General features: G+C 40.0%; 13 protein-coding genes. 5 read left to right on the forward strand and 8 right to left on the reverse strand.

Annotated features, from left to right (window positions below; genetic code table 11):
• Positions 1-70: 70 nt before the first annotated feature.
• Together HG267_RS19605 and HG267_RS19610 are read right to left on the reverse strand one after the other, a co-directional pair.
• Positions 71-1,027: a response regulator gene (locus tag HG267_RS19605; RefSeq protein WP_045867592.1), complete on the reverse strand. Its 957-nt coding sequence runs from the start codon at positions 1,025-1,027 to the stop codon at positions 71-73.
• A 107-nt stretch (positions 1,028-1,134) separates the two neighbouring features.
• Entirely contained in the window at positions 1,135-1,335 is a 201-nt protein-coding gene (locus tag HG267_RS19610; protein WP_096621947.1) for a hypothetical protein, read from the reverse strand.
• Positions 1,336-1,489: 154 nt separating this feature from the next.
• Here HG267_RS19610 and HG267_RS19615 point away from each other — a divergent pair, with 154 nt between their 5' ends.
• On the forward strand, positions 1,490-2,575 hold the full coding sequence (locus HG267_RS19615; protein ID WP_045867591.1) for a RuBisCO accumulation factor 1: 1,086 nt from the start codon (positions 1,490-1,492) through the stop codon (positions 2,573-2,575).
• A gap of 252 nt (positions 2,576-2,827) precedes the next feature.
• Here HG267_RS19615 and pstB read toward each other — a convergent pair whose 3' ends face one another.
• The 4 genes from pstB to HG267_RS19635 all read right to left on the reverse strand — a co-directional run bounded on the left by pstB (position 2,828) and on the right by HG267_RS19635 (position 6,770).
• The gene (gene pstB, locus HG267_RS19620; RefSeq protein ID WP_045867590.1) at positions 2,828-3,622 is read right to left on the reverse strand and encodes a phosphate ABC transporter ATP-binding protein PstB; all 795 of its coding nucleotides are present in this window, start codon (positions 3,620-3,622) and stop codon (positions 2,828-2,830) included.
• Complete coding sequence (pstA, locus tag HG267_RS19625; protein WP_045867589.1) at positions 3,616-4,542, reverse strand: phosphate ABC transporter permease PstA; 927 nt, start codon at positions 4,540-4,542, stop codon at positions 3,616-3,618. Before pstA ends, pstB begins: the two co-directional genes overlap by 7 nt.
• A 51-nt stretch (positions 4,543-4,593) precedes the next feature.
• Complete coding sequence (gene pstC, locus HG267_RS19630; RefSeq protein WP_045867588.1) at positions 4,594-5,508, reverse strand: phosphate ABC transporter permease subunit PstC; 915 nt, start codon at positions 5,506-5,508, stop codon at positions 4,594-4,596.
• A 257-nt stretch (positions 5,509-5,765) separates the two neighbouring features.
• Positions 5,766-6,770 (reverse strand): PstS family phosphate ABC transporter substrate-binding protein, encoded by a 1,005-nt coding sequence (locus tag HG267_RS19635; RefSeq protein ID WP_045867587.1) that lies wholly within the window; start codon positions 6,768-6,770, stop codon positions 5,766-5,768.
• Positions 6,771-7,206: 436 nt separating this feature from the next.
• Here HG267_RS19635 and HG267_RS19640 point away from each other — a divergent pair, with 436 nt between their 5' ends.
• The 3 genes from HG267_RS19640 to HG267_RS19650 all read left to right on the forward strand — a co-directional run bounded on the left by HG267_RS19640 (position 7,207) and on the right by HG267_RS19650 (position 10,259).
• Positions 7,207-7,986 carry a phosphate ABC transporter ATP-binding protein gene (locus HG267_RS19640; RefSeq protein WP_045867586.1) on the forward strand — a complete coding sequence of 260 codons (780 nt, stop codon included), beginning with the start codon at positions 7,207-7,209 and terminating at the stop codon, positions 7,984-7,986.
• A gap of 225 nt (positions 7,987-8,211) precedes the next feature.
• A complete protein-coding gene (locus tag HG267_RS19645; RefSeq protein ID WP_228045724.1) occupies positions 8,212-9,426 on the forward strand; it encodes an NYN domain-containing protein in 1,215 nt (404 codons plus the stop codon).
• A 119-nt stretch (positions 9,427-9,545) separates the two neighbouring features.
• Positions 9,546-10,259 (forward strand): HAD family hydrolase, encoded by a 714-nt coding sequence (locus HG267_RS19650; protein ID WP_045867584.1) that lies wholly within the window; start codon positions 9,546-9,548, stop codon positions 10,257-10,259.
• Between the two features lie 163 nt (positions 10,260-10,422).
• Here the strand turns inward: HG267_RS19650 and HG267_RS19655 are convergent, their stop codons facing one another.
• Positions 10,423-11,049, reverse strand: a complete 627-nt coding sequence (locus HG267_RS19655; RefSeq protein WP_045867583.1) for a CPP1-like family protein — start codon at positions 11,047-11,049, stop codon at positions 10,423-10,425.
• 678 nt (positions 11,050-11,727) lie between these two features.
• Between HG267_RS19655 and HG267_RS19660 the strand changes: the two genes are divergently transcribed.
• A complete protein-coding gene (locus HG267_RS19660; RefSeq protein WP_045867582.1) occupies positions 11,728-12,447 on the forward strand; it encodes a response regulator transcription factor in 720 nt (239 codons plus the stop codon).
• A 110-nt stretch (positions 12,448-12,557) separates the two neighbouring features.
• On the opposite strand, the gene HG267_RS19665 is transcribed toward HG267_RS19660, so the two are convergent.
• Entirely contained in the window at positions 12,558-12,773 is a 216-nt protein-coding gene (locus HG267_RS19665; protein ID WP_155538909.1) for a hypothetical protein, read from the reverse strand.
• Between the last annotated feature and the right edge of the window lie 533 nt (positions 12,774-13,306).

The raw sequence follows: 13,306 nt of genomic DNA on the forward strand, positions 1-13,306 counted from the left end.
TTCCTCGCGTCTGTAGTCAAGGGCCAAAAGTCGCGAGTTGAAGTTTAGACCCTAGACTATTGACACTTGACTAAATTTGTGTTTGGTGATAAAAACTGCTCGTGAGAGCGATCGCCACCAATTGTGCTGATAAATTGATTAGCTTTAACTCATCATCTCGCAAAGTGTGTGGTTGTTTCCACTGTAGCGATAATACCCCCATAACTTTGTTGCGGTAGTTAATGGGGATAATTAAGTGTGCTTGTACACCAGAATTTTGGTAATGAGCAACACTGGATAATTTTGGATCTTTAAGTATATTTAGTGAAACTTGAATATTGCCAGTAGCGATCGCCTCGCTGGTTAAGGGGTCTTGGGTTAGCCAGTTTTCTACAGTACCGCCTTCACAGTAAGACCCTTGAGTTGCAATTAAACTATGATCTTCAATCAGTTGCAAAATGCAGGCATCTGAGCCAAAACTTTGACTAAATGCAGTAGCAATTGGTTTCAGTATTTCTTCTAAACTATTAGCTGCTTGTGTTACTTCCACTAAAACAGTTAACAGTGCCATTTGAGCATTAGCACAGCGTAATTCTTCTGTACGTTGCTTCAGTAAATCGTAGGTTTCGGCTGCCCGTTGGACTACCGCCTTCAATTCCCCTGGGTCCCAAGGCTTAGTAATATATTTGTAGACTTGCCCAGCATTAATTGCTTCCACCAAATCTTCAATATCAGTAAAACCTGTAAGGATAATTCTCACGGTATCTGGAAACTGAGGTACAGTCTTACTGAGAAACTCAGTTCCCTTCATTTCTGGCATTCGTTGATCAGAGATAATTACCGCCACCTCTCCCTCTGCTGCCAGCATTTGTAAGGCGTTCATCCCGCTATCAGCCTTGAGAACTTGAAAATCCCGGCGAAAGGTGCGATACAACAGATCTAGATTATCTGGTTCATCATCAACCACCAGGATTTTGAGTTTTTTCGGCCTATCTAAAGTTCTTAATTGACGACGATCTGTATTAGTTTCCAAACTGAGATTATCCATAAATGCCTTAAAATATTTACTATCTTGTTATATTCCATACCAAGTCTAGTTGATAATACATTACCCAGCCTTGCGAAGAATTGCGGATGTCGTTAAATAATAGGGAACTAGGGATTGGGGATTGGGGATTGGGGAATGAGTAATGAGTAATGAGTAATGGGTAATGGGTAATGAGTAATGGGTAATGGGTAATGGGTAATGGGTAATGGGTAATGAGTAATGAGTAATGGGTAATGGGTAATGGGTAATGGGTAATGAGTAATGGGTAATGAGTAATGAGTAATGAGTAATGGAAATTTCTCCCTCATCTTCCTCATCCCCCTCATCCCCCTCATCCTCCTCATCCCCCTCATCTCCCTCATCTCCCTCATCCCCATCTTTTACACCTGCATTTGAGTACAGGGTTTTCCGGCTTTTTTCCTATAGAATAAGATTTGCCGAGCCGGTATTAATTATTAACGTATGACTGACCTACCACCCAACCCTCAAAATCCTGACAACGCTGATTCAGATACCGCCCAGGAGTTGCTAATAAAGTTACGGCAAAAGCAAGGTAACTGGGTGGAATGGGGTCAAGCGATCGCTTATTTGCAAAAAAATGGTTACAATCCTCAAGAGATTTTTGAGGCTACTGGATTTGAGCCAATTCAACAAAATCAGGTAGTTGTTGGTTCTCAAGTTTATAATTCTTTAGAAAAAGGCGGTGCATCGGAGGCAACGCGATCGCATTACGCCTCACGTGGTAGTGATATTTTATATGAGTTACGTTTACTCACCCATGAAGAACGCGCCGCAGCTGCTGAATTGACTTTCCAGCACAAACTCGACATGGATGAAGCCAGGGAAGTAGCCAAAGCCTATAAAGAGTTTTGCCGCTTCCGCATCTTTCCAGAAGGATTTTCCAATCATCCCGGAGATGCTGTAGCTTATACTGCCTGGAAATTAGCACGGCAAAACAGCGATTTTCAAGAGCGATCGCGTTTAATTGCTAAAGGCTTACGGTTTGCACACACAGCATCGGCTAGGAAACAAATTGAACAATTACTCACAGATTTTACTGTCGTTCCTAAACGTCCGGCTCCACTTTTACCCTTTTATCGCCTAGAGTCTGAAGAAGAGTTACCGAGAATTATCCCTGTAGCTGGTGAGTTGCCATTGACACCAAATGACTTAAAAGCGGTGCCATTAGTGACAGAAATTCAACCATTTCGTATGGTTAAATTTACTGGCGAACAAGCTTGGGTACCATTACCAGGTTGGCAAGTACTATTGAGTGCCGAAGACCCAGTAGTGATTATAGCGAATAGCGATCGCCTGCCAAACCAAAGCCAAAATCAACCAGGACAAGTTTTAGTAGTAGTAGATCGTGCCCAACGGCAATGGGATGCTTCCAGCTATTTTATATTAGAAAATTCCGGTGAATTAGACATCCAGTGGTTTGAGAATGACCCAGAAATTCCCCTGTTAGGAAAAATTATTATCATCCTGCGTCCCAAGAAAATCCTTGATGAAGAAATCACCAAAGATTCTTGGCAAATTGACGAATAATCAATTAGGGACTTCCAAGTAAAAAACATTCCATTGCTATTGTTGACTGTTGACGGTTCACAGTTAACGGTCAACAGTCAATGACTTGAACGGAATAATTTATTTTTTAGAGTTCCCTAATAATTGAATTCCCTCATCCTGTCTTCATTTTTGAGGACAGGAATTTTTAATCACAAGCAATTCCCCATTACCCCTTCCCCCTTCCCCATTGCCCCTTATCCCCAGAGGGGGCCCCGAGTTCCCCATTCCCTATTACCCAAACAACCCACTTACATAATCAGCCGTTCTTTTATTCGCAGGATGATTAAAAATCGTTTGTGTCTTGTCAAACTCCACCAATTCACCCAAATACATAAACGCCGTATAGTCAGAAACACGGGCTGCTTGCTGCATATTGTGAGTAACAATCAAAATTGTGACTGTTTCCTTGAGTTGAGTAATTAACTCTTCAATACTAGAAGTAGCGATGGGATCTAAAGCAGATGTCGGCTCATCAAATAGTACAATTTCTGGGTCAGTTGCTAAAGCACGGGCAATACAAAGCCGTTGTTGTTGACCACCAGAAAGGTTAGAAGCTAAATCACGCAATCTATCTTTAACTTCATCCCACAATGCTGCACCACGCAAAGCTTTCTCTACTTTCTCATCAATAACTGCGCGTTTTGTTTCACCTCGCACTCTCAAACCATAAGCTACATTTTCGTAAATAGACTTAGGAAAAGGATTAGGTCTTTGAAACACCATACTAATCCGCATCCGGACTTCAATGGGGTCAACCTTATTACTCAACAAATTAATTCCATCTGGTTCTAAACTAATTTCTCCGCGATAACGATTCCCCGGATAAAGGTCATGCATTCGGTTGAAACAACGCAAGAGAGTAGTTTTGCCACATCCAGAAGGCCCAATCAGTGCTGTTACCTGTTGATCACCAATGGGCATATTAATATCTTTTAAAGCGTGGACTTTGCCACCATAGTAAAAATTGAGATAATTAACCGCAGCTTTAATCGGTCTTTCTAAAATTGAAGATTTTTTTTCTACCATTTGATTGTTTTACGTAAACGATAACGGAGATAAATAGCTATAGCATTCATAGCCAAAGTCATGGCAATTAGTACAATACCTGCGGCGGCGGCGTTCACTTGAAATGCTTCTTGAGGACGAGACACCCAATCAAACATTTGAATGGGTATAACTGTGAAAGGTGCTAATAGCCAGGAAAAGGATATAAAAGGAAATTCTCCTTTAATTGGAGAATCTGGAAGAAAGGCAATAAATGTCAGCGCGCCTATGGTAATTAAAGGTGCAGTTTCGCCAATAGCGCGTGCTAAAGCCACAATAATTCCTGTGAGAATGCTACCAGTTGCATAAGGTAAAACATGATCCCAAATCATTTGCCATTTAGACGCACCAGTAGCGTAAGCAGCTTCGCGAATACTATTAGGAATAGCGCGCAAAGCTTCCCGAGTGGTGACAATTACCACAGGTAAAACTAATAGGGCTAATGTCAATCCTGCTGTTACCACGCTAGGGCCTAAATTGAAGCCATAGACAAATAAACCCAAGGCTAACAGTCCATAAATAATGGATGGAACACCAGCCAAATTAGTGACATTAATCTCAATCAAATCAGCTAGCCAATTTTTCTGGGCATATTCTTCTAAGTAAATTCCTGATGCTATACCAATCGGAATTGCAACCGATGCCGTTACTAGCATGACTAAAAGAGAACCTACCCAAGCCGAAAGAATACCTGCATTTGCTGCTCTACGGCTAGGAAAGGATGTAAAAAAATCCCAAGAAAGACGTGGCGCACCATCACTAACTAAGTCAAATATTAGTGCTAGTAAAGTCACAATTCCAATCAACATTGACAACAAACCAACAATACTAAAAATATATTCAGAAAGCTTGTTGCGGTTAATAATAGCGCGGATTTGCCGCATACTACGAGTGGTGGTCATGGAATTCGTAATTTCTAATTCGTAATTAACTGACAAATGACCAATACCAAACTAATAAATCTCTCGATAGCGCTTAGTTAGAAAATGACCAATGATATTAAATACCAAAGTCATTAATACTAGAGTTAGCCCTACAGCAAAGATAGTTTCGTATTCCAAAGTGCCATGTGGTAAATCGCCAAGACTGACTGCAACAATGTAAGCTGTCATAGTTGCGGCTGGTTCCATCGGGTTCCAAGTAAGGTTAGGTTGACCGCCAGCTGCGATCGCGACTATCATCGTTTCACCAACTGCACGGGAAATTCCCAAAATGTAAGCGGCTGATATCCCAGAAATCGATGCTGGGACTACAACTCGTAAGGCTGTTTGCAAGCGAGTCGCACCAGTTGCATAAGAACCTTCGCGCAGATGTGCAGGTACGGCGCGCATTGCATCTTCACTCAGGGAACTTACATAGGGAATAATCATAATTCCAATGACTAAACCCGCACTCAACATATTAAAACCAGGTAATTCTGGCAATATTACCTGCAATAAAGGCGTAACAAACAGTAAGGCAAAATATCCGTAAACTACTGTAGGAATCCCTGCCAATAATTCTAAAATCGGTTTGATTACCTCTCGGACTATCGGTGGTGCAAATTCACTGAGGTAAATAGCAATAATTGTCCCGAGTGGAATTGCTACTAATAAAGCAACTACAGTAGTTACTAAAGTTCCTGACACCAAAGGCCAAATACCATAGTGTTTGTCGTCAAATAAAGGTGTCCATTGGGTATCTGTGAGAAATTCCCAAATAGATACTTTCTGAAAAAATAGTATGGATTCATAGACCAAAATGGCGACAATCGCTATGGTAGTCGCCACAGAAGACAATGCTGCGAGAAACAAGACAAACTCAATGGCCCGTTCACGCAGATTACGCAATAGTTTGGGAGAAAGTCGAGTTGGTTTAGCACCAATCATATTAACTGAATAGCGATCGCTCTTGAAAAAATTTACTTCAATTAAGATAAAGAGAGGTAAAAACCTCCCTTGGATAAATCATCAAATAAGTTTTGATTTGAGATTTTAGATTGACAAATACAATCCAAAACTTAGAATCTAATACCAATTTGAAAAAAGAAGGCGACAGATTGTAGGGGCACGACACGCCGTGCCCTCTAGAATATATTGATGTTTCGCAAACTCAATTAAACCCAATTCAAACTTTAGAAATGAGTTTATTCTTTAGCGTCGCGGCGCATTAATTCGTCAATCTTTAAACCAACTGCTTCTTGACCACCAAATACACTGCCAAATCTCTTTTTGTTGAAGTGGCTTTGAGCTGTAGTGTAAGCTGAACTTGGCAGCGCTACATATCTGACTTCTTTGGAGAATTTAGCAGCATTTTGCAAGTAAAATTTCACAAATTGCTTTACTTCTGGTTTATCAATTGATTTTGAACTGACATAAATAAACAGTGGTCTAGATAGAGGAGTATAACTGCCATTTTTGACAGTAGCTTCTGAAGGTGATACCCCATTAACTGCTACAGCTTTCAGCTTTTTGCTATTTTCTGCATAATAAGCATAACCAAAGTAGCCCAAGGCATTTTTATCACGGGAAATACCCTGTACCAAAACGTTATCATCTTCACTAGCGGTAAAATCACCCCGGCTAGATTTAGCTTTACCAACTACAGCTTCGGTAAAGTAGTCAAAGGTTCCAGAATTAGTCCCAGGGCCAAATAACTTCAATGGTGCATTGGGGAACCCAGAACGGACTTGACTCCAGTTACTAACCTTACCTTGCGCCCCTGGTTCCCAAATTTTCTTGAGTTCAGCTACTGTAAGGCTTTTTGCCCAGTTATTTTGTGGATTAACTACAACTGTTAAAGCATCATAAGCTATTGGTAATTCTACATAACGAACACCATTAGCTTTACAATCGCTGATTTCTTTTTGCAGAATCGGACGGGAAGCATTAGAAATATCTGTTTCACCGCGACAGAACTTTTTAAAGCCGCCGCCAGTACCGGAAACACCTACGGTAACTCTTACTCTACCGCCTTGAGCCTTTTGAAAATCCTCCGCTGCTGCTTCCGTAATGGGAAATACAGTACTAGAACCATCTACTGTGATTGTGCTGACACTTTGGGACTGAACCGCAGACATTGTTAACCCAAAAGTAGCAGCTACAAATGAAGTTACACCTAATACCGTCAAGCTGTTAAGCTTAAAGTTCATCTTGTTCACCAGGATACTCCTAATTTGTCGGGCGTACAATTGTCGCCCAATCAGTGTAAAAACAGACTGTTCTTCTGAAGTTCAGAGTTAGTGAACATATCAGTTAACTGTTCACTACCTGAAATTTGACTGGCTCAGGTAATATAAAAGTTAACTCCTGGTTATATGAAGGCTAATTTGTAACACATGCAAGTAATGTCTTTTTGTCAAGCTCTTCATGCTTGATGCAAAGCTCAAATGTCATCAAATGTCATTAATTAAGCATATTAATTGGTGTTTTTTGGAGATTTTTACTTGTATAATCACTTTTCTCCAACCTTTAGGTATAGTAAAAATTCACAAATACTTCATAAATCAGGTTAGAGAAATAACGTACTACGGAATAGGAGTTTCAGCGTTCTGATAACTCGGTCTTGATATCAAATATTTTGCGACCATGAGTAAATTAGTTACGGCTATAAAAGTCAGCAATTTTAGCTTTTATTACGAAAATAAGAAGATCCTTGAAGATATATCATTAGATTTTTACCAAGACAAAGTTACTGCCATTATTGGCCCTAGCGGTTGTGGTAAATCTACTTTTCTCAAATCGCTCAATCGCATGAGTGAATTAGAAGGAGAAATAAAAGTTGAAGGGAGAGTAGAATTTTTTGGTCAAAATATCTATGAGCGGCGCGTGAATTTAAATCGGGTGCGTCGCCAAATTAGTATGGTTTTACCTAAACCAAATCTCTTTCCCATGAGCGTTTATGATAATGTCGCCTATGGGGTCAAACTCGTCGGCTGGTATCCGAAATCAGAATTAGACGCTATTATCGAATCTGCCATTAAAGCTGCTGACCTCTGGGATGAAGTGAAAAATAAGCTGCATAAATCTGCTTTGGAACTTTCTGGAGGTCAACAACAACGGCTCTGTATTGCTCGTGCTTTAGCCGTTAAGCCCAGAGTTATTTTAATGGATGAGCCTTGTTTTGGACTAGACCCCATCGCTAGCGGCAAAATTGAAGAATTAATCCAAAGTTTACGCTCTGAGTTAACGATTGTGATTGTCAGCCATAATATGCGGCAAGTCACTCGTGTATCAGATTTTACTGCTTTCTTTCAAACCAACGAAAATCGGGTTTGCAGCGTAGTTGAATTTGGCTCCACTACGAAAATCTTTACTAATCCTTCCGATTACCGCACCCGCGAATATGTTTTACCACGGATAAACTAAAGCATTTCCTACATTGATCATGCAAAGTTCATGACTAATCTGAGCTAGAAAACATTCTCAAGCAGGGACTAGTAAATTTATTAAACTTTGTAAACTTGACTTTTCAGATTGCAAAATTAGAGGTAAATATCAGCACAAGACAAGCTAAATAACAAGATGAAATGTCCCCGATGCGCCTCTACTTCATATCGTAAAAACGGCCATAGGAATGGTAAGCAGTATTATTTGTGCAAAAATTGCCGTAAACAATTCATTGAGCCTGTATTACTGCATTCTGTAGAAAATGAGTGGATTGGGGATAGCAATGGACATTCTCAAATACCTTTAGTTGATGTCAAAGAACTTTCTTTAATAGAAAATTTGCCAACAGAGATAGAACAAGAGAAAAATTCTGAAGCTCGAGGTTTAACTTTAGCGCAAGAACTGTTGCAAACTCTATTATCACCAGAATTTTTAGAATCTCCTGCATTAGACCAATTTATTCAAAAAATCAAACCTCAAGTTGAGAGTCAAACACTGCAAGATACAGGAATTTCTCTATTGCTATTAGATGCAGAAAACTTAAAAATAGATATTGCGGCTGAAGAGTTTTTAGCTAGTATCTGCAATTATCCGCTACAAGTAAAAATTGCATTTGCTAACTGGAAAACTCCCAGTAATGGAAAGCAAGATACAGAATTATATGAACGTGGCTATCAACTTTTTCATGTCCCTGGAGGTAAAGACAGCGCTGATGCGAAAATGATTGCTGTTGGTGCTAGTCTATTAAATTGTTATCCCACAGTTAAAGCAATATTTGTTTGTTCAGGAGATGGTATTTTAACCCACCTATGCAATGAACTACAAAACCAAGGCTTAACAGTATATTGGGTGCGGAGAAAATCTCAAACTTTACATATCGAGAATAAAACTACCGGAAAATTTATCTTTTATTCTCTATCACAAGCAATCGAAATTCCCTCCTTAGAAGGGGTTGTAGATAAAATCCAGGATTTGATTAAAGCTGAACAGGAATCTATTAATTCAAGACTGAGCAATTTGAATGCGATCACTAATCTATTTCAAGAGCGTTGCGAACTAGATTCTAACAGTAACCCGCAAAACTTAGAAGACAAATCCAATCCATCTTCAGACAAAGAGGATTTAGCCACACAGACGAATACATTAGAAGTTAAGGAAATTGGCTCAAAGGAAGACTTGGAAAAGTTACTAGGAGAAATTCTTAGCAATATGCAAGCTAAGTCTCCTCAAGTAAACTTAACTGTATCCAAACTAGGAACAGAGTTACAGAAAATATCTGGACAATCTCCGAATGCGATTGTCAAAAAGCTCAAGTTAGGTGCTAATTTCACCAAATTCTTGCAATCATCTCCCCAATTTAGTTTAAAGCCCAGTGGTCGGGAGTATGAAGTAATGAAGTCGGATGTGGGGAATGGGTAATGGGTAATGGGTAATTGGTAATGGGTAATTGGTAATTGGGATAACACCTAAGCCCAAACTCCCAAAAGGTAACAATATATGAGATAATTTAATAAAAATTAATATTTGCTTTTCCGCCGATGCTAAGACTAATTACTGACTTCGACGGCCCTATTGTTGATGTCTCTGAAAGATATTACCGTGTTTATCAATTTTGTTTAGAAAAAACCCGACGTTCCGATCAATCTGTACGAGAACTTTCCAAGGCAGAATTTTGGCAACTGAAGCGATCGCGAGTTCCAGAAAAACAAATTGCGATCAACTCGGGACTAGATGAAACACAGGCATTAGAATTTGCACAATTGCGGCGGCAAACAGTACATACTGAGAATTATTTTCAATACGATACTCTAGTCCCTGGTGCAGTAGAAGCGCTCGTCAAGATTCAAGCTGCGGGAATCGATTTGGCGGTGATGACAATGCGCCGAGTTTGGGAATTAGACTATGCTTTCCAAAAATTCCAGCTAGGTAGATTTTTCCCAGAGAATCGCTGTTATTGCCTAGCTAACGACTATGTGAAAACCCGTGATATTGAAGATAAGCCTTTACTGATGACAAGGGCAATTGAGGAACTCCCTGCTGTGGCTGATAGCTGGATGGTGGGAGACACGGAAGCTGATATTGCGGCGGCGAAAAAACATAATATTAAGGCGATCGCTGTGGAGTCTGGTATCCGTGATCGCACTCAATTAGAACCTTACCACCCTGAGTTTATTGTGCCGAATTTAAGTGCAGCAGTTGATTTCATTTTAGAAACTGGACTTAAAAATCAGCGATCGCTTTCTATCGGTTAGTAGCTTGTAATGGCACAATATTGCAGGACTTGGCAATAGTAATGGGTAATAGACCTGAAACTGTATAGTCTATTACCCATTAGTCAGCCAAAATCTGAAATATTCAGAAAATTTATTTGGGCAGCTTTGCCATAAACAAAATCGAGTCAACATAGTCCCGAAATTAACGTAAAAAGCTGCTAACCAACCATAACAAAATAAACGTTAATACCGTAGAAAACTGATTTGATGTGAGACTAATGAATGGTACTTGCGGTAAAAGCCAGTTAGCGACTAACCCTCCAAGGATTAAACCAATAATTAGCCCAACTAGCGTGAATAAAACTGCTCGACCAAATTTACCTTCTTTACGATTGAGAAAGTAAATACTAATTCCCACTCCAACTACTAAAACTAGCTGCAAAACCTGATCGCCTGCTGCTGGGTAGAATAAGCTAGCGGCACTCAAACCCGCATACCAAGCTCCAGGTAACAGCACATCAGCTTTTGTTGGCTGATCAAGCATACGTTGCAGCCACGCTGGCGACTGCTCATTCTTAGTTGGGCTTTCTTTGGGAAGCGATTGCACTCGAACTTCAGGAAACCGAATGCGCTCAGGAACTTTAATTTTACCTTCCTGGCGCATCCGCAAGCGTTCCATTAAAATCGCGTCGTAGGCAACTTCAATAACTTCTAGATGCTTGGCATCGCCACTGTGTTGCTCCAATAGGCGATTGCGAGCATCTTGAATTTCGTCGAAGCTAGCATCTTCTGATACCCCAAGTTTTTCGTAGGGATTTTGATCGCTCATGGGAGTTTATATTTCAGCCTCGGTCAGCGGCAGTCTTTTGTTGACAGAAATACAAATTTAGCTTTTATTTTGATTGTAATCCTCATGCCCATCAAAATTGTTGCCATACTTGGATACTAGCATGGGTTAGTTTGATCGACTTGGGAATTTTAACTATAAGTCACTTTAACATATTGCCATAACTCCGTGTATCCCCCCATGTCGTTGAATAGTTCTCGCTCTACTCTAGAATTTGAACTCAGAATACTTAAAATACAATATTTATGAAAAAATTAAACTTTCCATTTCCTTTTTAGTCACTGACTCCTGCAATCTGGAGTTTTAATCACTCAGTTTAAGCATTGTAGGTGGTATCGATCCGCATATCGATTTAATATTGAAACAATTTCAATTACCACTTACTTGGGATCGGAAAGTCTTCTAGGTTACTAAACTGCTGTGGCTGAGAGGGAAATTTCTAGTTTATGGATACAAAGTTAGCCAAAATTACAGTATTTGCACTGATATGCTTGTCTGTTAACTGGTTGAATTATCCAAAACATGATTACACTATTATTTTAGATAGTCAGGAAATGCATCTCTTAGCCTTGTAGATTTTTAACGAATTCCCTAAGTGGAAACAGCGTTTATACGCAATTCTCCTGTTAATCCTATGAATTTTTGTGCAAAGTGATGGTCATGGCTCCTGCCAAGATTCTTGTAGTTGATGACGACCCAGCGGTTCGGAATTTAATCCAACGCTTTTTAATTAAGCAGAGTTATCAAGTAGAAGCTGCTGAGGATGGTAAGACAGCCTTAGCGCTATTTGAGCAATTTAACCCCGATTTGGTGATTTTAGATGTAAATTTACCAGATGTAATTGGGTTTAACCTCTGCCAAGAGATGCAAAGTCGCAATGGTGTTTTTGTATTGATGCTCACGAGCCGCGCAGACGAAGCTGACAAAATTCGCGGCTTTGCTAAAGGTGCTGATGACTATCTCACCAAACCCTTCGGTTTGGGAGAATTAGAAGTCAGAGTAGCAGCTATTTTGCGACGGCAACGTGTAGTCACCACAGCTGAACAAAAACGCCTCGTTTTTGAGAAGTTGATGATCGATCCAGTCCGGCGGGAAGTAGCGCTGAACAACCAACCAGTACCCTTAACCGCTTTGGAATTTGACTTGTTACATTTCTTAGCTAGCCATCCTGGTAGAGTTTGGCGGCGCGCAGAACTCATTCAAGAGGTCTGGGACTATGAATATGTAGGCGACCAGCGGGTTGTAGATGTACATATTGGTCAAATTCGCAAAAAAATTGAAATTGATGCCAGCCAGCCGGCGTTAATTCAGACAGTACGTGGCGTGGGATATAAATTTGAATGTCCTACTCACTCCCCACAATTAGAAGTTAGTTCCTAAATGTTTAGTCTATAGTCCAGAGTTTTTAACTCTTGACTTTTGACTTAAGTCACGAAAGTAACTTCAGTAAGCACAAATCAATCTAAAACATGCAACGAAGTCTACAGTCGCTACAATACTAGCGATTCTGTTCTTTGCAAAGCTGGTGTGTCTAAATTTAGCCCAGCTCCATTGGCAATGACGTACTCGCAACGGTTCTGGGCATGGGGAATTGGGCATGGGGCATGGGAAAGACAAATTTTCAGGGCAAGGTTTGTGCCAAAACCTAGCCTGAATGTTGTATTGAAAATCAGGCAGTAGGCAGAAGGAAGGATTGATATTTTCATCCTTGCTTGTACCAAATCCTGACTTATGATAGCTAACTTGAAAATATTGCTGAGTACTGAGGAGGTTGGAGAAGTTTGTCTATCCATCCTGTGTCAGCAGTTAATGATGACGACTTCAGTTGTCAGAATTGGTGAACTTCTTTAATGTGACTAACAACAAAGTTTATATAGTCCTCAAAGTCATTCTACGAATGTGGACGATGCACCAATACATACCAGTAATTTATTTGAGAATCGTTAAACCATTCAGATAAAAATGCTGGTTATGTAAGATGGTGCATATTAGTTAGAAAATATTTACCTTTCAGAAGAGATTTTTAATATTATTGTGTATTGTGAGAAATTAAATCAAATAAAAAATTATAGGACTTACGCGAAAGTTACGGAATTACGTCATTACGAGCGTAGCGACGTAATCGCCTAAAATTATGGGATTGCTTCCCTAAACTACGTTCCGGCCGCAATGACAAATTTTGCTGGCGTAAGTCCTAAATTATAGAGGATGGATGTCACAAAATAGAACATCCATCCTC

Source organism: Tolypothrix sp. PCC 7601, from assembly GCF_025677855.1.
In the GTDB taxonomy this organism is placed as follows: Bacteria; Cyanobacteriota; Cyanobacteriia; order Cyanobacteriales; family Nostocaceae; genus Aulosira; species Aulosira diplosiphon.